This is a genomic window from Labrenzia sp. THAF187b (assembly GCF_009363375.1).
Taxonomy (GTDB): domain Bacteria; phylum Pseudomonadota; class Alphaproteobacteria; order Rhizobiales; family Stappiaceae; genus Roseibium; species Roseibium algicola.
Window position 1 is genome coordinate 3,528,248 of the sequence record NZ_CP045344.1, and the last position, 19,331, is coordinate 3,547,578.

A 19,331-nucleotide genomic window follows, 5' to 3' on the forward strand; every position below is an offset into this window, starting at 1 on the left:
TCGCGTTAATGGCTCGGTAACCATTCGTTAACCATTAACTCTTTAGTAATAAATAAGCGCGCGCGAGCGCCTGCAGATCGGAGTGCGGAATGACAGACGAAAACGCCGCAGCCGGAGAAGACGGCGAGGATGGAGCTGAAGCTGGTGGCGGTGGCCGCAAGAAGAAGCTTATCCTGTTCGGCGGCATCGGTCTGGTGGTTCTGCTCGCCGCGGGTGCGGCGGCCTATTATTTCCTGATGGGATCGAGTGCACCGGCACCGGCACCGGTTCCCGGAGAAACGGAAGCGCCGCAGGAAGTGCAAAAGCCGGTGGTCTTCTATGACCTTCCGGAAATGACGGTGAATTTGGCGACGGAAGGGCGCACGACCTATCTGAAGGTCAGGATTGCCCTGGAAGTCGAGAACCGTGCGATGATCGACCAGATCCAGCCGTATCTGCCGCGCATCCTGGATGCGTTTCAGATCTATCTGCGCGAGCTTCGCCCTGCGGACCTGGAAGGGTCTGCCGGTTTGTTCCGCCTGAAGGAAGAATTGCTCAGACGGATCAATCTGTCGGTTTATCCGGCGAAAGTTGAAGGGGTACTGTTCAAGGAAATCCTTGTCCAGTGACTTTGTGAATGGCTGATATCGACGACGATGACGACCTGTCCGAAGAGGATATGGCCGATGCCTGGGGCGCCGCTCTTGCAGAGCAGGGTGCCGGCAGCGACGACGACGAAGATCTCGCCGCGGCGTGGGGTGCTGCTCTAGAGGAGCAGGGCGCCGGCAGTTCCGACGACATGGCGGCCCAATGGGCAGCCATGATCGACGACAGCGAACCGGACCTTGAAAACGCCACGCGCGGTGCCGACCGTGTCCTGAACCAGGAAGAAATCGACAACCTCCTCGGCTTCAACATCGAGGATACGATTGCTGGCGACCAGAGCGGCATCCGCGCGCTGATCAACTCGGCAATGGTTTCCTACGAGCGTCTGCCGATGCTCGAAATCGTGTTCGACCGTCTTGTGCGTCTGACGACCACATCCTTGCGCAACTTCACGTCCGACAACGTGGAAGTGTCGCTCGATTCCATCAGCTCGGTTCGTTTCGGCGACTACCTGAATTCCATTCCGCTGCCGGCCATTCTCGGTGTCTTCAAGGCCGAGGAATGGGACGGGTTTGGTCTGATCACCGTTGAATCCAGCCTGATCTATTCGATTATCGACGTGCTGCTTGGCGGGGGACGGGGAACCTCGGCCGTGCGCGTCGAGGGGCGGCCCTACACCACGATCGAGACCGGTCTGGTCCAGCAGATGGTGGCGCTGATCCTTCAGGATGCCGAACACGCCTTCGCGCCGCTTTCTCCGGTCCATTTCAACCTGGAGCGTCTTGAGACGAACCCGCGCTTTGCCGCGATTTCCCGGCCCGCAAACGCCGCCATTCTTGTCGAGCTCAGAATCGACATGGAAGACCGGGGCGGGTCCGTCGAAATCATGATGCCCTATGCAACGCTGGAGCCGATCCGCGATCTGCTTCTGCAGATGTTCATGGGGGAAAAATTCGGCCGGGATCCGATCTGGGAAGGCCATTTGGCGACCGAAATTCATGCCGCGGAAGTCGAGGTCGATGCGGTTCTTTACGAGACCTATCTGCCTCTCGGGCGGGTGCTCAGTCTCGACGTCGGCCAGACGCTCGTCTTCGACAAGGAGCCGACCGACCCGGTGACGATCAAATGCGGCAACATTCCACTGACCGAGGGAACGCTCGGCAAGGTGGAGGATTCCATTGCCATCCGTGTCGCAAAGAATTTGCGCAAGCCAAAAATGACGCTGGCCGCCTTCGAGCGCGCCATGCAAAGCGAAATGGGGGACCAATGAGCACTTTGCCACTCGGAATGATCATTGAAGGACTGGTCGCGGTTCTTCTGGTGATTACCATCGGCTACTGCTTCACGCTGAACCGCCGTCTGCAGCGCTTGCGGGCCGACGAAGAGGTACTGCGTGCGACCATTTCGGAGCTCATGACGGCCACGGAAATTGCCGAGCGTGCCATCCTCGGACTGAAGACGACCGCGGCGGAGGCCGACAAGACACTTGGCAGCCGTCTTAAGCAAGCGGAAACCATGTCTCACACTCTTGCCGAACAAGTTGGCGAAGGTGAGATAGTATTCACACGGATATCGCAGATTGCGGAGGCGGCCCGTTCGGCTGCGCCGCAGCGCGAGGCGGTGACGAGGAGCGATCCTTATGCGGCTCAGCCGCAACCGGAGCCGCAACAATACGCGCAACAGGCTGCAGGCTATGGCCAGGCAGCTCCGGCCGTGGAGCCGGAGCGCCGCAGAAGCAGCCGGGCTTCCGACATTCGCAGTGCTGCGGCGGAAGCAACTGCGCGACTGGAACAATTCCGTAAACGGAACGGTGCTGCTGCATGAACTTGAGACTGCTGCCTTTGTTGGGTGTTTCGGCAAGCGCTCTGCTGGCCCTGAAGCTACTTGGCTTCGCGCTGGGCCCGCAAAGCGGCAACCTGCCCATCAATGGCGCAGTCGCACAGGAAACGCCGGGGGGCGACGGCGGTGACATGGCTGACCCAACGGCTGAAATGGCCGCGGATGGTCCGCCGCCGCCACCGCCTCCGGGAGGCGGGCTGCCCGACCAGCCGGCCCTGCCGGACAGTCTTGAAATCGGTGGTTCGGCCGCCGAGCGCGCCGTTCTGGAAAGTCTTGGCAGACGGCGCGAGTCGCTGCAGGAGCATGAAGGCCAGCTGGACCTTCGTGAAAAGCTTCTGCAGGCCACAGAAGAACGCATTCAAAAGCGCGTTGACGAACTGAAGAAGCTCGAAGAGCGCATCGAGGCTGCTGTCGGACAGAAGCAGGAGCAGGAAGAAAGCGAAATTGCCGGCCTCGTGACCATGTACGAAAGCATGAAGCCGAAAGATGCCGCCCGGATCTTCGACCGCCTGAGCCTGCCGGTCCTGCTGAAAGTCGTGCGCCAGATGAAACCTCGCAAGATGGCAGATATCCTCGGGAAAATGGATCCCGAAGCGGCCGAGCGCATGACTGTGGCAATCGCGAACGCCTCTCCGTTACCCGCAGCGGACACAAAACCGGTGCAGGCACAGGCGCAAGCGCCGGAGGCCTTGCCGAAAATTCCGTCAAACTGACCGGAAAGACCGGATTTCGGCGTATCGCGTAAGGGCACGTTAACAAGACCTGACTAACAATAGTGTGTTGGCGTCATCCGAGGACAGAACATCTTGCCAGGACCGTTCCTGACATCCCAGACCGGCGGAACTCCCGCGTTTTCGGACAGGGTGCGAGCTTTCGCGCGCCTGCTGGTTTCGTTCTGGCTTGTTCTGGCCTGCTTCACGGGTGCTTCCCTGGCTCAATCCGACAATATGGAACCGGTTGATCTGACCGTTTCTCCGGGGGAAGGCTATGGCCGTATCGTCCTGACGTTCAAGGATCGCACGCTGCTTCCGATCTATGATGCGGTCATCACAGGCGGGGTCCTGCGGATTTCCTTTGAAGATCCGATCGACATCAACGTTGACGATGTTCCGCTGGACCTGGGCGACTACGTGACCATCGCCCGCCGAGATCCGGACGGAAGTGCCATCCGCTTTGCACTGAAGAACCAGTTCCAGATCAATACTCTGGAGGCCGGCGAAAAGCTGTTTGTCGATATCCTGCCGATGGACTGGCAAGGCTTGCCGCCAGGACTTCCCGACGATGTCGTACGTGATCTTGCAAAGCGTGCCGAAGAGGCGATGCGCAAGGTTCGCGCCCTCGAACAGGCGCGGCTGAAGGCTCAGGAAGGGCCGGAGGTGACGCTGCATGTGGGTGAGCACCCGACATTCACCCGTCTGGTGTTCGACTGGTCGATCAAGTTCGACACCGCTTTTGTGCGCGAAAACGACATCATCAAGGTGACGTTCAACCATCCGGCACAGCTGGACATTGCCCACCTGCGCGCGCATCTGCCCCAAGGGGTGATCGACGCGACCTCCTTCCTGGATCAGGGCAAGCTGAAATTCCTTATGCGCGTCGAGCCGTCGGTCGACATTCGGGCGTTCCGGGAGGAACAGACCTACGTTATCGACGTGACGCCGGAAAACATGGAAGTGAATGATCCGGCAAATGCGCTGATCAACAAGGAACTGTCCGTCGAAGACAACGAAAACCGCAAGGACATGATTACCGCTCCAGGCCTGCGCGACACGCGTGAGGTCAAGAACCCGCGCGGAAATCCGACGTCCGGCGCGAGCACGGCGAGCGGAGGCGGGGTCCTGAAGGAATCCAAGGCCGATGAATCGCCGGCCTATACGATTGTTCCACTGGGAGGTGGCAAGACGGATGAGGGAGCCGAGGCACCTCAAGCACCGCAGCCGTCAGCTGTTGAAAATTCTGATCAGTCCGCCGCACTGTCGGCCGAGCCCGATCCGGAAGCCGGTCGTGCGAACGCTCCGGCCGAAACTCAGCTTGCCATGGTCCCGCGCATCAAACCGTTGGTCGGGGAAGAGGCGTTGTCAGGGCCAGGTAGCGGGACCGAGATCGCTGCCGCTGGTGTTGACGTCACTCCGACCGCCTTGGCGGTCGAAACGCTTCCTGCGCCTGAGCTTGCAGCGGCTGTCCTGCCGATTTCGGCTGATGGCGCAGCTGAATTGCTGACGACAGCGGCCATTCCCGCGGCCGAAGCAACAAGCGGGAACGACGCCGTTGCTCCGTCCAACGATGGTCTTGTAACCGTTGCCCAGGCTGAGCCCGGTGCTTTGCCGTTGAACGAAGTGCTGCCGGAGGATGAGGAAATCGTCCGGGAAGCGCCGATGCTGGACTTGTCCACGCAGCAGATCGGCGACCAGCAGCAGGAAGCCGCGCCCGAGAACAACGGTATTCCGACACTGCAGCAGGTCGAGACAATCAACCGGGGTAGCCAGCCGAATGCGCCGTATGGCGCAACGCCAGTGCAGATCCTGAACACGCCGACGCTTGGAAGCGGCGACGTTCCTGCTGGAATCCAGCTTCCCGGCACGCAACAATCAGCACCGGAAACCTGGCGCGCGAACGGCGGTCAGGATTTGAACCAGGGGCGTCCCTCACCGGAGCAGCCGCCGGAAAACTTCGCTGAGGAAGTGCGCAATTTCGTTTCTGCCGAGGCCCGGCGCATCGGGAACACGGTCCGCGTTGTGTTTCCGTTCTCCGAGCCGGTTTCCAGCGCGGTGTTCCGGCGCAATGACAGCATCTGGCTGATCTTCGATACCGATGCAACGATCGACACCCGGGGGATGGTCTCGGCGCTGGCCGAAACGGCGGAAACAATCGAGGTTCAGCAGTTCGACGATTACCAGATCCTGCGGATGGACATGACCGATCCTGTGCTGGCGACGGTGGGTGTTGACGGCAATGCCTGGTCGCTCGTTATCGGCGACCTGATTCTGGAACCCTCCATTCCGCTGCAGCTGGAACGGACTGTGCGAGGCGATGGCGGCTCCGTGCTGCGTGTGCTCTATCAGGATCCACAGAACATCCGTCAGATTACCGACCCGTTCGTTGGCGACACGATATCTCTCGTCACCGGCTTTGGTCCGCCACGCGGTCTGTTGAAGCCTCAGACGTTTGTCGACCTGGACGCCCTGAGTTCCGCTCAGGGCATTGCCGTCGTGCCGAAATCTGACGGCTTGAAGATGAAGATCCTTGGAGATGACGTGATCATCGAAAAGGAAGGCGGTCTTGCGCTTTCCAGCCAGCATCTGCGTGGCGGATCCGGATCGGGTCAGACAATCGTCGATCCCGAAGACAGCAATTTCATCGAGTTCGTTTCCCTGAGTACCGAAGGTCCGGGGGCTTACCGCACCCGCTTGCTGGAGCTGCAGGACAAGCTGGCAAAATCACCGGCAGGCAAGCGCCGCAAGCCCTTGATGGCTCTGTCGCGGTTCTATCTGGCGCATCAGTTTGCGCAGGAAGCGCTGGGGCTGATGAAGCTTGCGCTGGAAGAAGAGCCGGCACTTGCCGAAGACAGTTCCTTCAACCTGATGATGGGGGCGGCCCAGACCCTGGCCAACCGGCCCGACGCGGCCTATGCGCATCTGAACCGGCCAGACCTGAAGAACAGCCCCGATGCTGCTGTCTGGCAGACGATTGTCGATGTGAAACTGGGTAACTGGACGTCCGCCCGCATTGCCATGCCGCGCGGACGTGCCGTGGTCGGCAACTACCCGGAAGCCATCCAGACAGAATTCAAGCTCGCCGCCGCACAGGCCATGGTCGAGGTCAATGATTTCGGTGTTGCCAACAGCGTGCTGGCCGAGATCGAGCCCGCCGAAGTGACCCGGACGCAGGCTGCCCGTTACGATATCCTGCGTGGCCGTGTTGCCGATGCCTCCGGGCGATCACAGGAAGCCTTGACCGTGTTCGATCTCGTGACCAGGTCCGACGATCGGCCGCGGGCGGCCGAAGCGGAATACCGCGCGCTCCGGATTCGTTACCGGGATGGCGAACTCAACATGGAGCAGGCCATCGATCAGCTTGCCGGGCTTGCAACGTCCTGGCGTGGTGATGAAATCGAATTGAAGACATTGAGGTTCCTGGCACAGCTCTATGCCGAGCAGGGCCAGTACCGCGAAGCGTTCGAAGCCATGAAATCGGCCGTTCAGGCTGAACCCGATGCGGATACCACGCGGCTGCTGCAGGAAGAGATGAACGGCCTCTTCAACGCTTTGTTCCTGGACGGCAAGGCGGACGAGATGCAGCCGGTGAAGGCGCTGGCACTCTTTTATGATTTCCGCGAACTTGTGCCGATCGGTCGTCAGGGAGACGAGATGGTCCGCCTTCTGGCCAAGAGACTGGTGGAAGTCGACTTGCTGGACCAGGCAACCGAGTTGCTGCGCCATCAGGTTGACAACCGCTTGAAAGGTGCCGCGCGGGCGCAGATTGCAGCGGATCTTGCCGCGATCTACCTGATGGATCGCAAGGCCGAGGAAGCACTGCGGGTGCTCAACCGGACACGGCAGGCGAGCCTTCCGTCGACCCTGGAGCGTCAGCGCAACATCGTTGAAGCCCGTGCCCTGACCGAAAGCGGGCGCCCGGATCTTGCCCTGGAACTGGTTCGCAACATGCGCGGTTCGGATGTCGATCGGTTGCGGGCAGATACATTCTGGGCAGCCGAAAGCTGGCGGGATGCGGGTGAGCAGCTGGAAGCGATGCATGGCTCACGCTGGTCCGACAACATTCCGCTCGACGATCTTGAACGTCGCGACATCCTGCGGGCCGCGATCGCCTATTCGCTGGCAGGTGACCAGCTCAGCCTGGAACGCCTGCAGACAAAGTACATGTCCAAGATGTCCGACAGCCCCGAGGCAATGTCCTTTGAGGTCGTGACCCGGCCGATCGAGGCGCAGGGTGTCGAGTTCCTCGAAGTCGCCAACAGGCTTGCCGATGTCGATTCACTGGAAACCTTCCTGAAAGAATACCGGCGTCAGTACATGTCTCCCGATCGCAGCCCGGATCAGTCTGCCGCTGCGCCCGTCACGGAAGAAAATGCCGGCTGAAGCTGACGCTGCATGAAGGTTGTCCGGTTGCAGGGTGTTGCCTCTTGCGCACCGGTGCCAACTCCTGTTCAGTTGCGGTTGTTCACCCTTCCACACGTGTCGCTATCCGCAGCACGTTCTCACAAAGAACCTGATTATCCGGCCTCATGGCCCCACCTTTCCGTTTTGCAGCGGTGGATGTGTCGGTTCGATGGCGTTGGAACACCGGAACAAAGGAACGTCTTCATGTCCTTGAAAATCGTCCGGCGTCTTATCCCGGAATGGGGCACGACCTATGGTCCTGCAGGCGAGGGGCCCTTTCCTGCCGTCATGGTGTTTCATGGCTCAGAGGGGGCATGGTCGGGCTGGAGCCATCGAAATGCGGTTCTCCTGGCAGCACACGGTTACCTGGCCTTTCCTTTCGGCTACTCGAAGGGTGGCAATGCCTGGAATGCCGGCAGCATTGAAAACGTGTCACTGGACAGAAGTCTGGAAGCCTTCCGGGCGCTGCGTGCATTTGAGGCCGTTGGTGAAAAGGCGGCATTCTATGGCGTGTCGCGGGGGGCCGAACATGCCCTTTTGCTGACAGCCCTGATGGCGGAGGAAGGTCTTGACAGCCTGCCTGACGCGGTGGCTGTGCACAGTCCTCCAGACGTTGTGTGCGGGGCGTTCGACAGCAAGGCTTACCGCGACGCTGGAGATCCTGGCTGGCAGCCATGGGACCCCGGTGAGCGGGCATGGTCCTGGCGCGGGTCTTCCGAAAACCTTCTTCCTACGAAACAGATCGAAATAGAGCGCTATGACGGACCGGTTTTCCTGAGCCACGGGTCGGCCGACCGGGTCTGGTCAGTGGCCATGACAAAGCGTCTTGAAGCGCGGCTTCTTGCCCATGGCCGGAAGCCGGAGGTTCATATCTACGAAGGCCAGGACCATATCCCGACCAGTGCTGCAGAAAACCTGCATCACGAGAACCTGCTGACATTTCTGGACAGAAATCTTCTGGCATCGTGACATTGCCGAGGGCGGCGAGCTGACCACTCAGTCGTGTCAGGTGACTGCCTTCAGAAGCGACTGTGACGGCGGCTGACCCGGGTTCTGATGCGGTTTCTTGAGTTCGGACTTGTAGCGCATGACAAGTTCGGGAATGGAGCGGGTGCTTCGGTCCAGCCACTCGCAGCGTGCTTTCAGGAAGTCGCGATAGGTCTTTTCATGGATGCCGGTCTGCAGCATCAGGCGCATGATTGCACCATCCGCATCGGATTTCAGCGTGTCGGAAACAACCTCGTCGGCGAGGTTGATCTTGCGGCTGATCAGCCAGATGGCCGCATCAAGGCGGCCTTCTTCGAACAGCGTCCGCAGGATTGCATCGAAGGACAGCTCGCCGTTGGCAATCTGGATGCTGGCTTCGTGGCGCGAATAGGTGATGCCATCGAGGTCGATGCTGCCGTCGTGTCGCTCTTCGATGGTCTTCGCCAGGCGCTGCAGTTCGCCGGTTTCCAGTGCCTTCTTGAGAGGAGGCGGGATCAGCGGACAGTTGGTCTCCAGAATGTCCATCTGGGTTTGGAGAAACTCCTCGTCTTCCAGTGCACGCCTTGCAATGCCGGCGAGCACGTCTGCTTCCGTGTTTGCAAAGATCAGCAGGGCGAGTGTGCCTCGGACGGAAAAGGGCGCTGCCATGTTATGGAGGAGCTCGTGGACCACATCCCGGCTGGCCCGCGCAATCATCGTGTCGGTCATCTCTTCGGAAAGATCAGGTCTCTTTGCCGTTGACTTGCGCTTGTCGTTGCCGCCGTTTTTGGCGATCTGCATGAGACCGTTCTGGCTGATCATCGGCGAGCATTCGATCACCGGTTCCGACAGCTCGTAATCTTCCTGGGCGAGCCGGTCCGCAAGGTCGGGGATGATGCGGTCGGTTTTTGCAAGGCGTACGACAAGTTCGTAGCGTGCAGCGCGGTCCAGCTGGTCGAAAACCGAGAGAACAATTCGCGAAAACAGTTCCCGCTCCATCTCCGTCGGCTCGTGGTCTTCCGACCGCGCATATTCGCCGACGAGCGTGCGGATGAGTTTTGATCTCGCCTCTGGTTCTTTGATCCGGGCGAGCTGTTCTAATTGTTCTCTTAACACTGTCCTGCCGCTATTAACGAAGGGGCACAGTTCGGGCCCGCACGGCTGTAACTATTACAGTCCTATCTTAATTTTCTTCTACTTTTAACGACTTGGCCGGGTGCTTCAGCCGCCGCCGAAGCTCTTGACCAGGGAGCCTGCCACCAGGTTCCAGCCATCGACAAGCACGAAGAAGATCAGCTTGAACGGAAGAGAGATTACCACCGGCGGCAACATCATCATACCCATGGACATCAAGACGGATGCGATCACGAGGTCGATGATGAGAAACGGCAGGTAGAGCAGGAAGCCGATCTCGAAAGCACGCCGCAGTTCGGAGATCATGAAAGCGGGAATGAGCGTGGCCATGGAAAGGTCTTCCGGGCCTTCCGGTGCTTCTTCTCTGCCGGAGAGTTCCTCGAACAGGGCGAGATCCTTTTCGCGGACCTGGGACAGCATGAACGTCCGGAACGGATCGGAGGCGCGCTCGTAGGCCTGCTCGAATTCTATGTCCCCGTCGATGAGCGGTTGAACGCCTGCATCATAGGAAGCCTGCAAGGTAGGCATCATGATGAAGGCCGACAGGAACAGTGCAAGGCTGACCATCACCATGTTGGGCGGGGCCGTCTGCAGGCCAATAGCAGACCGCAAGAGCGACAGTACCACCACAATACGGGTGAAGCTTGTCACCATGACGAGAATGGAAGGCGCCAGCGACAGGATGGTCAGAAGGACAACCATCTGGACGGCGCGTTCCGTCAAGGTGGTGTCATCGCCAAAACCGACCGAGATTTCCTGCGCCGCAGCCGGTCCGGCCAGAACCGCGAGCAGTGCGGTCAGCAAAAGCATCAGGCGGATCAGACCGCCAGGCCGCAGGAGCGATTGCAAGCGCATCATCCGTTTGACTGTCCACCCAGTTCGTCCAGGATCTTCGCCATTTCTTCCTCGATGGGATTTCTGTCGCCCAAACCGGCGGAAGGCCTGACAGGCGCCTTGACCGGTGGCGCAGAGCTCGTCACCGGACCGCCGGTTACAGGGGCAGGAGCTGCTACCGATGCCGCGGCAGACGGCGCGACCGTCGCGGTAGCGCTTGTGGTTTCTTCCTGCGTCTCTTCAGCCTCGTCGGCAGATGCCTCGTCAGTTGGCATTTCCGCAGCGGAAGACGCTTCGGGTTTGTCCTGAGCCGGGGTGGACGCTTCCGGCACGTCTTCCAGGAGATCGCCGATATCCAGCGAGAGTTCCCTGGAAGGGGCGGCTTCTGCGACCGACTGCGTTTCGGCTGTGGCACCTTCCTCTTCTACGGAAGCCGCTGTCCGGGCTTCATCATCCGCCGTGACGTCGGCAGGTTCGATTGCTTCCGTCACTTCGGGCTCTGAAACATCGCTTGAAGAGAGTTGTGCATCGGCCATCTGCACGCTTTCGTCCACCGTGTCCGCCATCGCCTGGCCGAGGTCGGCGGGCTGGTCCGGTTTCGGCATGCTTTCTTCCGCCGGTGCTTCCTGCGTCGGGGCCTGTTGAGGTGCGGATGCTGCGGTCAAGGTTGCGGCAACGAGCACCGGCTCCACCTTGTGCTCCGGCAGAACCTGCTCAACAGGCTTCAAGAGAGCGGTTTTGGCACGTGCCGCCGGTCCGGAAGCGGGCGGGGAGATCGTTCCGCCATAGGAAGGCCGGTCACGGGCCGTGAAGGGGCGTGCCAGGGACTTCAATGTGGAAGCTGTCTTGCTTTCCTGCGGGGCAGAGGGAGCCGGAACGGCAGGGCGCACTTCCGGCGCCTTTACGGATGCTGTTGCAGGTTCACTCGCCTGTATCTCAGCTTCCAGGGCAGCAGCAATGTCGACCTTGCCTTCGTCGGTGCTTCGCGGAGGCGAAACTTCCGGCGAAGCAGGCGCGGGAGCGGCTGGTTTCGAAGCGGCCCGGTTGAAGCCGTTCTGAGTGGCGGCACGTAGCAGATCACTCGCGCGGCCCAGTCCTCCACCGCTTTCCGGCTTGTCAGGGGTGGTCTTTGGTGGCGTTGCCTGTTGGGCCGGGGGCGTCGGGGCTTGTACGGTTGCCGGAGCACTCTCGGCCGCACGCGTGGCGGTAAGCCGGGAGGGAGCGGGTTCCGAATAATTGCGTTGCGGTGCAGCCGAACTCACACTGGGGGCTGCCGGCGTGGCAACCGGGGTGGCCGGTGCCTGATACGAAGGCGCGGCCGGTGCGGATGGCTGTGCCGCCGGAGCGGCAGGTTGCGGTGCCGGAGCGGCCTGTTGTGGTGCCGGTGAAGACGGCTGCGCTAACGGCGCGGCAGACGGAACTGGCGTACGTGCCTGGACTGCGGGTGCTGCAACTTCCTGTTCTTCGAGGAAGTCGTCGGGCCGGGCCGGGATCTCCGGTCCGGGGGCGACCGCGGCCTTGACCGGCATCGGCAGGTTCGAGGGAGACGGTTGTCCGGGCCGGGCCTGGGCCAGCGGGGTGTTGCGAACGATATTCTGTTCCACCACAACGTCGCTCGGGCCGCCAACCAGGATGAGATGCTCGATATTGTCCCGGCGAATGAGCAGCAGCCGGCGGCGAGCGTCGACAGAAGCACTGTCCATGATGGCAATCCGGGGCTGCCGGTTGCGGCTTTGTGGAGCGCTTGCCCCCATCAGGCGCTTCAGAATGAAAATAAACAGTCCGAACAGCAGCAGCACGACGGCCAAAGCCAGGATGACTGCAATAGCCTGCGTGATGCCCCCGCTCACGTTGAATGTGGTCTCAATCCAGTTATACATCTTACCCTCGTGCCGCCCCGCTTGCGGTTTGATCGCGTGTGCCGGTTACTCCGGTTTTTTGCCTCAATTGGGGAGGTTTGCCTTTATCCCCAGTAATTCCGGCGGTTGAGCCTGTGCAGGCTCCTGTCTCGCAAACCTCTCGGCTTTTTTGTTTTTCCCCGTTGCGGCGGGAGTGTTTTGCCCCGTCGGCACCGGTTCAGCCGCTTGCTGATCTGCTTCGAATCTCTCTAGGACTTAAAGTTAACAGAGGCAGGCAAATTTTGCCTGTTGGCGGCGCCTCTCTTTTTGCGAAATGCAAAGGAAAGTTGCCTCCTCCACTGGTTTTTGAAGGGTTTGGGCCGGAAGAGGTAAATGGCTGTTAACTTTTCATTAACCATTTGAACGGCAATCATTGCCGGGTTGGTTAACGAATGGTGAATCGGAATGGCCATAACGGATCTGCCGCTGTTCCAGGCATTGAAATCCAAGATGCAGTGGCACCAGACGAGACAGAGCGTGCTGGCGCAGAACATCGCCAATGCGGATACGCCCGGATACATGGCGCGGGACGTGAAGGAATATACCTTCAAGGATCACATCGGGCGGCAGTCACTGAACCTGGCGACGACGACGACGGTGGCCGGGCACATCCCCGGGAAGCTGGGAAATACCGGTTCGGCCAAGATCGAGGAAGACGACACCTTCGAAGTCACGCCGAGCGGCAACAGCGTCAATCTGGAAGAGCAGATGATGCACATCACCGAGAACCAGATGGATTACCAGGCTGCGACAACGCTTTACACCAAGGGGCTCGGTCTGATCCGGACCGCGCTTTCCAAGAGTGTATGAGGCAAGGCAGCACAAGCTAGAGGACCGATAACATGGACCTGATCAAATCCCTGTTCATCTCGGCAAGCGGGTTGAGAGCTCAGAACGGGCGCATGCGCATCATCGCGGAAAACATCGCGAATGCGAACTCCACCGCCAAGACGCCTGAAGAACTGCCGTACCGGCGCAAGATTCCCACCTTCAAGAGCCATTTCGACAGGGAAATGGGCGCCGACATGGTCGAGCTGGGCAAGATCGCGGAAGACAATACGGACTTCCGGTCGGTGCACATGCCCGGTCACCCGGCGGCCGATGCCAACGGTTACGTGCTGCAGCCCAACGTCAATACGCTGATCGAAACGACGGACATGCGCGAAGCGCAGCGATCCTATGAAGCCAATCTGAACGTCATCGATTCCACGCGGCGGATGCTGCAGCGGACCATCGACATCCTGCGCGCCTGAGCGGCAGTCCTAATCCGGGAAGGGAGCCTTAGTCATGTCTACTCCGTCGATCGCAAATAATGCCTACCAGATGGCCGCCAAGCTGCAGCAGCAGGCGCGTGCGATCGAGGACAAGGCGGGCGCTCCCGAAGCTGCCGGTCTCGACTTTACCAAGCTGGTGGAAGAGGCTGTCGGCGGTGTCGTCGACAAGGGCCGTGTCGCAGATGACAAGGCAGTCGGCCTTGTCGAGGGCAAGGCTGACGTGGTCGACGTTGTCACCGCGATCGCCGAAACGGAAGTTGCTCTGGAAACGATGGTCGCCGTTCGCGATCGAGTGATTTCCGCCTATGAGGAAATCATGCGGATGCCGATCTGATCCGATGCGGCAAGGGGGCCTTTGATGACCGCTGGTGAAGTTCTCGATCTCGCCCGTGAAGGCGTTTGGACCATGATCCTGGTGGCCGGACCGGTCATGGTCATCGGTCTGTTGGTGGGTGTCGTCATCGCCTTGTTCCAGGCTCTGACGCAGATCCAGGAAATGACGCTGGTATTCGTTCCCAAGATCCTCGCGATCTTCGTGACGATCCTGATTGCGCTGCCCTTCATGAGCCAGGTTCTGGAGGCCTTCATGGGCAGGGTTGCCGAAATGATCCTGACCACCGGTTAGGACGTGGACCTTCATGACCATACAGCTCGATTATCTGCCGAACATCGCAGCCATCTTCATGCTGATGTTCGCACGTATGGGCACGATGGTCATGTTGCTGCCGGCTCTGGGCGAAAGCACGATCCCGACACGGTTTCGGCTGACCATTGCCCTGGCGTTGACGATTGTACTCTACCCCGTCGGCTCGCAGTATTACCCTGTCGACCTGACATCCAATACCTATCGCATGATTGCGCTCCTCTTCGGAGAACTGGCCATCGGATTCGGTATCGGCCTGTGCGCCAAGATGATCACGTCCGTCTTGCAGATCGCCGGCATGATCATGGCCAACCAGTCCGGCCTTGCCTTCGCGCTTGGGACGGATTTCGCCAACCAGGGCCAGCAGGGGGCGCTGTTCGGCAACTTCCTGTCCATTCTCGGTATTACGCTGGTCTTCGTCAGCGACAGCCACTTCCTGGTGATCGCGGCGCTCCACGACAGTTTCACGATCTTTCCGCCTGGCCTTGCTCCGCCGGTCGGGGACTTTTCACAGAACGCAACGGAAACCGTTGCGCATGTGTTTTCCATCGCGGTGCGCATGAGCGCGCCTTTTCTGGTTGTCGGTCTGGTTTTCTATTTCGGCCTCGGCCTGCTCAACAAGCTGATGCCGCAGATGCAGATCTTCTTTATCGCCATGCCCGTGAATATCGCGATCGGGCTGTTTCTGCTCATGGTGCTGATCGCGACACTGATGATGTTCTATCTGGATCATTTTCAGGAATCGCTCGGCAAGTTCATCGTGGGGTAGCGCTGCGCTATGGCTGACGATACCGACGACTCGGAAAAAACAGAGGACCCCACGCACAAGCGCCTGAAAGAGGCGCATGACAAGGGGGACGTACCGAAATCTCAGGAAGTCAGCACCTGGTTCACACTGGCCGGTGCGACGCTGATGATTGCCATTTTCGCGCCCAGCACTGCCGTGTCGCTAGGCGAGTTGATGAAGGGCTACATGGAGCATGCCCACCAGATTGCGGTGGACGGCTACGCGCTGAAAGCCCTGTGGCGGGACACGGGGCAGTCGGTGGCTCTTATCGTCGGCATTCCGCTGCTGGCGCTGGTGATCATGGCTGTGGCGGGCAATCTCGTCCAGCACCAGCCACTGCTGACCGCGGAAACGATCAAGCCGAAATTCTCGAAGGTTTCACCTGCCTCCGGTTTCAAGCGGCTGTTTTCCGCCGACAGTCTTGTCAACTTTGCCAAGGGAATGGTGAAGATCGCCGTTGTCGGCGCCATCATGGTGGCGGTGATGTGGCCGCACCGCGACGAAGCGGAAGTTATGGTGTTCGCCGATACGAACATCATCCTGGAAGAGGCAAGGATCCTGATCCTGCAGCTTCTGGCTGCCGTGCTGGCTGTGATGACGGTGGTTGCCGCGGCCGACTTCATCTACCAGCGCAACAAATGGTTCAACAAGCAGAAGATGTCCCTGCGCGAGGTCAAGGAAGAATACAAACAGACCGAAGGTGATCCGCAGATCAAGGGCAAGATCCGGCAGCTACGCATGGAGCGGTCGCGCAAGCGCATGATGGCGGCGGTGCCTCAGGCCACAGTGGTCGTCACCAACCCGACGCACTATGCTGTGGCGTTGAAATATGAAGAAGGCATGGGAGCACCGCTCTGCCTTGCGAAAGGTACCGATGCGGTCGCGCTCAAAATTCGTGAGCTCGCCAAGGAAAGCGATATTCCGGTCGTCGAAAATCCGCCTCTGGCCCGCGCGCTTTATGCGACGGTCGAGATCGACCAGGAAGTTCCGGAAGAACACTACAAGGCTGTTGCCGAAGTCATCGGCTTCGTCTTCCGCATGCGCAAGCGGGCATCCTGGCGTGCCAACTAAGTTGCTCTCAAGGATAGCGGACTGAAAAAGTCCGCGGCAAACAGGTGAATTTCAACAGGACTTGGTCGCATATCAGTTGAAATCGGCTATTAAGCACAGAATGCTTATGTACGGCCCCTTCAAGAACCGAATCGGGCCCGGGAGACAGGATTGATGAGTGACATGGACGGGACGCCGAGCGGGCCGATGATCAGCCGCCCGGAACGTTCCGGTAATATAGGCCTTCTCATAGGTCTCGCACTGCTGCTCGTCGGCGCTGCTGCTGCCTTTGCGGTCATGGACCGCGAAGTAGCACAGCCGTTTATTCTTGCGCTGCTCGGTATCCTGGCCGTCGTCGGGGTTTTCTGCCTGTTTGCCGGAGCCATAGGCTTTCTGCGCCTGTCAGCCCGCCCTGGCGAAGCCAATCCGCTTGCCTCCGCTTTTGTCGATACCCTTGAGGACGGAGCGCTTATTACAGATCTGGACGGCCGGCTTGTCTATGCCAACAAGGCCTATGCGGATCTGACCGGCGCTGAAACCGCTGCCGACATCCGTGTGGTCGAGCGTGTGTTTTCCTCTGATCCGGATGCCGCCGACGCCATTTTCCGCCTGTCCCAGGCCATGCGCGACAGCCGCAGGGCGCAAGAAGAGATCCGCATGCCGTTCCCGCTCGGCAGGGCCGACGGCGCTGCGCGCTGGTATCGGGTGTCGATCCGCCCGTTGCAGGTGTCGAAGGAACGCGGCGGTGGCAAGCCTATGGCGGTCTGGCAGCTGGCCGATATCACCCGCGACCGGGCCGAACAGGAAAACTCGTTTCAGGAACTGCAGCGCGTCATCAATTTCCTGGATCACGCGCCGGCCGGTTTCTTCTCCTGCGATGCGGAAGGCCGCATCGTCTATCTCAACGCCACCCTGGCCGACTGGCTTGGCTACGATCTTGCCCAGTTCGATGCGGGCGACCTTGATCTTTCGAGCATCGTGCGCGGCGACGGCACCGAGCTGATCCGCTCGATCAAGGGGCAGGCGGGCGAGGTCAAGAGCGAAACCTTTGATCTCGACTTCGTCACCCGCAACGGACGCGGCCTGCCGGTGCGACTGCTCCACCGTGTACCTTTCGGCGAAAACGGCCAGCCGGGTGACAGCCGTACACTGGTTCTCAACAGGTCTCGCGGTGAGGAAGCCTCCGAGGCGCTTCGGGCGGCGGAAGTCCGCTTTGCCCGTTTCTTCAACAACACGCCGATCGCCATTGCCTCGCTCGACAAGGAAGGCCGGGTCCTGAGAACCAACGCGCCGTTCCTGAAGCTGTTCGGTGCGGTCGACACGGATGACGAATCTCCCAAGCTGGAGGCTTATGTGGCCGAGAGCGGACGGCAGGAACTGGCGAAATCTCTCCAGGCTGCTGCCAACGGGATCGGCGAGATTGCGCCGATAGACATTCCGCTGGTCGAGGGCAATGACCCGCGTTCAGCAACCTTCTACGTCTCCGCAGTGCAGGAAGGTGAGGGTGACGGCGAAGCCGCCATCGTCTACGCGCTTGAAACCACCCAGCAGCGAGCCCTGGAAGCCCAGTTCGCCCAGAGCCAGAAGATGCAGGCCATCGGCCAGCTGGCAGGGGGGGTCGCGCATGACTTCAACAACGTCCTGACCGCGATCATCGGCTTCTCGGATCTGCTTCTGGCCAGCCACAGGCCGACCGATCCGTCCTTCCAGGACATCATGAACATCAAGCAGAACGCCAACCGTGCGGCCGGCCTCGTGCGGCAGCTTCTGGCCTTCTCTCGTCGTCAGACGCTGCGTCCGCAGCAACTGGAGCTGAACGACGTTCTGGCAGATCTCTCCATCCTGCTTGACCGCCTGCTGGGCGAGAAGGTGGAACTGAAGGTGATCCACGGCCGGGACCTGTGGCCGGTCATGGCCGACCTGAACCAGCTGGAGCAGGTGATCGTCAACCTGGCGGTAAACGCGGGCGATGCAATGTCCGACGGTGGCCGTCTGACCATCCGCACGCGCAACGTCAACGAAGCCGAAAGCACTCAGTTCGACAACATCCGCGGCATGCCACCGGGCGAGTACACCCTTGTCGAGGTGGACGACACGGGCCACGGCATTCCGCCCGACGTGATGGAGAAGATCTTCGATCCGTTCTTCTCCACCAAGGAAGTCGGCAAGGGAACTGGCCTTGGCCTGTCGACGGTTTACGGCATCGTCAAACAGACCGGCGGTTTCATCTTCTGTACCTCCGAAGTCGATGTCGGCACGACGTTCCGTCTTTTCCTGCCGCGTCACATTCCGAAGGTCGTGGAGAAGAAAAAGCCGGAACCGAAGGAAGTCGAGCCGGAAAAGGTCAAGGATCTGACCGGGTCCGCATCAATCCTGCTGGTGGAAGACGAGGAGGCCGTGCGTGCCTTTGGCGCCCGTGCCCTCGCGTCGCGTGGCTACACCGTCTACGAGGCGGGCTCGGGCAACGAGGCGCTGGAGGTCATGGAAGAGACAGACGGCAAGATCGACCTCGTGGTCTCCGATGTGGTCATGCCGGAAATGGACGGGCCGACGCTTCTGGTCGAGCTGCGCAAGACCCGGCCGGACCTCAAGATCATCTTCGTGTCCGGTTATGCCGAGGACGCCTTCGAGGAAAACCTGCCTCCTGGTGAGCAGTTCTTCTTCCTGCCCAAGCCTTTCACGCTGAAGCAGCTTGCGACGACTGTGAAGGATGTCTTGAACGGATAGGCCGACCTGGTCCAGACTTGCCTCAACACCATCCGTTTGAGGCAAGAGGTCCATGCAGCTTCCAGATTTCATCCGAAAGTTTCCCGCTCTCGATGTTCCCTTTCCCGAGGACGTTGTCAGATCCTACGCAGTGCGCTCTTACGCCGGACTGGTCGTTTTTTTCGATTTCGTGAAGGACATGGTCCTGCCGCCGCATTCGCATCTGGCGCAATGGGGCACTGTCCCGAGCGGCGAGATCGAATTCACCATCGCTGGTGAAACAAGGACGATGGGTCCGGGCGCTATCTACGATATTCCCAGCGGGGCGGAGCACAGTGCGATCATCAAGGCCGGAACCAAGGTGATCGATGTCTTCGAGGAGCCTGACCGCTATCCGGTCAAGGGATAGCGCTTGATACAGGATCTGGGCGTTGCCGCCTGCAAATGCGTTGCGCCGGTTCAGGTCTGACGGCATTCGGGTAAGGATTGCAGTTACCC

The 19,331-nt window shown here is 60.0% G+C and carries 17 protein-coding genes; 14 read left to right on the forward strand and 3 right to left on the reverse strand.

The annotated features are described in order from the left end of the window. Positions 1–89 precede the first annotated feature (89 nt). From FIV03_RS16170 to FIV03_RS16195, 6 genes are all read left to right on the forward strand, one after another. Positions 90–608: a flagellar basal body-associated FliL family protein gene (locus tag FIV03_RS16170; RefSeq protein WP_152510268.1), complete on the forward strand. Its 519-nt coding sequence runs from the start codon at positions 90–92 to the stop codon at positions 606–608. Between the two features lie 50 nt (positions 609–658). Then, positions 659–1,855 (forward strand): flagellar motor switch protein FliM, encoded by a 1,197-nt coding sequence (gene fliM, locus FIV03_RS16175; protein WP_228872743.1) that lies wholly within the window; start codon positions 659–661, stop codon positions 1,853–1,855. Further along, positions 1,852–2,409 carry a DUF6468 domain-containing protein gene (locus FIV03_RS16180; RefSeq protein ID WP_031269186.1) on the forward strand — a complete coding sequence of 186 codons (558 nt, stop codon included), beginning with the start codon at positions 1,852–1,854 and terminating at the stop codon, positions 2,407–2,409. The genes fliM and FIV03_RS16180 overlap by 4 nt, the downstream gene beginning before the upstream one ends. Then, on the forward strand, positions 2,406–3,137 hold the full coding sequence (locus FIV03_RS16185) for a hypothetical protein (protein ID WP_152510269.1): 732 nt from the start codon (positions 2,406–2,408) through the stop codon (positions 3,135–3,137). Before FIV03_RS16180 ends, FIV03_RS16185 begins: the two co-directional genes overlap by 4 nt. A gap of 93 nt (positions 3,138–3,230) precedes the next feature. Beyond that, positions 3,231–7,520 carry a hypothetical protein gene (locus tag FIV03_RS16190; protein WP_209009679.1) on the forward strand — a complete coding sequence of 1,430 codons (4,290 nt, stop codon included), beginning with the start codon at positions 3,231–3,233 and terminating at the stop codon, positions 7,518–7,520. 225 nt (positions 7,521–7,745) lie between these two features. Then, a complete protein-coding gene (locus tag FIV03_RS16195) occupies positions 7,746–8,510 on the forward strand; it encodes an alpha/beta hydrolase (RefSeq protein WP_152510270.1) in 765 nt (254 codons plus the stop codon). A 36-nt stretch (positions 8,511–8,546) separates the two neighbouring features. Here the strand turns inward: FIV03_RS16195 and FIV03_RS16200 are convergent, their stop codons facing one another. The 3 genes from FIV03_RS16200 to FIV03_RS16210 all read right to left on the reverse strand — a co-directional run bounded on the left by FIV03_RS16200 (position 8,547) and on the right by FIV03_RS16210 (position 12,355). After that, positions 8,547–9,623: a DUF2336 domain-containing protein gene (locus FIV03_RS16200; RefSeq protein WP_031269187.1), complete on the reverse strand. Its 1,077-nt coding sequence runs from the start codon at positions 9,621–9,623 to the stop codon at positions 8,547–8,549. Positions 9,624–9,728: 105 nt separating this feature from the next. Next, positions 9,729–10,451, reverse strand: coding sequence for a flagellar type III secretion system pore protein FliP (gene fliP, locus FIV03_RS16205; RefSeq protein WP_031269188.1), 723 nt, complete (start codon positions 10,449–10,451; stop codon positions 9,729–9,731). Between the two features lie 44 nt (positions 10,452–10,495). Continuing rightward, positions 10,496–12,355, reverse strand: a complete 1,860-nt coding sequence (locus tag FIV03_RS16210; protein WP_152510271.1) for a flagellar biosynthetic protein FliO — start codon at positions 12,353–12,355, stop codon at positions 10,496–10,498. 423 nt (positions 12,356–12,778) lie between these two features. Between FIV03_RS16210 and flgB the strand changes: the two genes are divergently transcribed. The 8 genes from flgB to FIV03_RS16250 all read left to right on the forward strand — a co-directional run bounded on the left by flgB (position 12,779) and on the right by FIV03_RS16250 (position 19,242). After that, positions 12,779–13,183: a flagellar basal body rod protein FlgB gene (gene flgB / locus FIV03_RS16215; RefSeq protein WP_023000722.1), complete on the forward strand. Its 405-nt coding sequence runs from the start codon at positions 12,779–12,781 to the stop codon at positions 13,181–13,183. Positions 13,184–13,215: 32 nt separating this feature from the next. Next, a complete protein-coding gene (gene flgC / locus FIV03_RS16220; RefSeq protein ID WP_023000723.1) occupies positions 13,216–13,626 on the forward strand; it encodes a flagellar basal body rod protein FlgC in 411 nt (136 codons plus the stop codon). A gap of 34 nt (positions 13,627–13,660) precedes the next feature. Then, complete coding sequence (locus FIV03_RS16225; protein WP_031269190.1) at positions 13,661–13,981, forward strand: flagellar hook-basal body complex protein FliE; 321 nt, start codon at positions 13,661–13,663, stop codon at positions 13,979–13,981. A 24-nt stretch (positions 13,982–14,005) separates the two neighbouring features. Further along, positions 14,006–14,272, forward strand: coding sequence for a flagellar biosynthesis protein FliQ (gene fliQ / locus FIV03_RS16230; protein ID WP_023000725.1), 267 nt, complete (start codon positions 14,006–14,008; stop codon positions 14,270–14,272). A gap of 13 nt (positions 14,273–14,285) precedes the next feature. Beyond that, complete coding sequence (fliR, locus tag FIV03_RS16235) at positions 14,286–15,059, forward strand: flagellar biosynthetic protein FliR (RefSeq protein WP_152510272.1); 774 nt, start codon at positions 14,286–14,288, stop codon at positions 15,057–15,059. Between the two features lie 9 nt (positions 15,060–15,068). Next, positions 15,069–16,148 carry a flagellar biosynthesis protein FlhB gene (gene flhB / locus FIV03_RS16240; protein ID WP_152510273.1) on the forward strand — a complete coding sequence of 360 codons (1,080 nt, stop codon included), beginning with the start codon at positions 15,069–15,071 and terminating at the stop codon, positions 16,146–16,148. Positions 16,149–16,301: 153 nt separating this feature from the next. Continuing rightward, the gene (gene cckA, locus FIV03_RS16245; protein WP_023000728.1) at positions 16,302–18,854 is read left to right on the forward strand and encodes a cell cycle histidine kinase CckA; all 2,553 of its coding nucleotides are present in this window, start codon (positions 16,302–16,304) and stop codon (positions 18,852–18,854) included. A gap of 52 nt (positions 18,855–18,906) precedes the next feature. After that, complete coding sequence (locus FIV03_RS16250; protein ID WP_152510274.1) at positions 18,907–19,242, forward strand: cupin domain-containing protein; 336 nt, start codon at positions 18,907–18,909, stop codon at positions 19,240–19,242. The last annotated feature ends 89 nt before the right edge of the window (positions 19,243–19,331 follow it).

Coding starts and splice junctions, on each gene's coding strand:
- FIV03_RS16170 (WP_152510268.1), top strand. CDS start 90: ATGACAGACGAAAACGCCGCAGCCGGAGAAGACGGCGAGGATGGAGCT.
- fliM (WP_228872743.1), top strand. CDS start 659: ATGGCCGATGCCTGGGGCGCCGCTCTTGCAGAGCAGGGTGCCGGCAGC.
- FIV03_RS16180 (WP_031269186.1), top strand. CDS start 1,852: ATGAGCACTTTGCCACTCGGAATGATCATTGAAGGACTGGTCGCGGTT.
- FIV03_RS16185 (WP_152510269.1), top strand. CDS start 2,406: ATGAACTTGAGACTGCTGCCTTTGTTGGGTGTTTCGGCAAGCGCTCTG.
- FIV03_RS16195 (WP_152510270.1), top strand. CDS start 7,746: ATGTCCTTGAAAATCGTCCGGCGTCTTATCCCGGAATGGGGCACGACC.
- fliP (WP_031269188.1), bottom strand. CDS start 10,451: ATGCTTTTGCTGACCGCACTGCTCGCGGTTCTGGCCGGACCGGCTGCG.
- FIV03_RS16210 (WP_152510271.1), bottom strand. CDS start 12,355: ATGTATAACTGGATTGAGACCACATTCAACGTGAGCGGGGGCATCACG.
- flgB (WP_023000722.1), top strand. CDS start 12,779: ATGGCCATAACGGATCTGCCGCTGTTCCAGGCATTGAAATCCAAGATG.
- flgC (WP_023000723.1), top strand. CDS start 13,216: ATGGACCTGATCAAATCCCTGTTCATCTCGGCAAGCGGGTTGAGAGCT.
- FIV03_RS16225 (WP_031269190.1), top strand. CDS start 13,661: ATGTCTACTCCGTCGATCGCAAATAATGCCTACCAGATGGCCGCCAAG.
- fliQ (WP_023000725.1), top strand. CDS start 14,006: ATGACCGCTGGTGAAGTTCTCGATCTCGCCCGTGAAGGCGTTTGGACC.
- fliR (WP_152510272.1), top strand. CDS start 14,286: ATGACCATACAGCTCGATTATCTGCCGAACATCGCAGCCATCTTCATG.
- flhB (WP_152510273.1), top strand. CDS start 15,069: ATGGCTGACGATACCGACGACTCGGAAAAAACAGAGGACCCCACGCAC.
- cckA (WP_023000728.1), top strand. CDS start 16,302: ATGAGTGACATGGACGGGACGCCGAGCGGGCCGATGATCAGCCGCCCG.
- FIV03_RS16250 (WP_152510274.1), top strand. CDS start 18,907: ATGCAGCTTCCAGATTTCATCCGAAAGTTTCCCGCTCTCGATGTTCCC.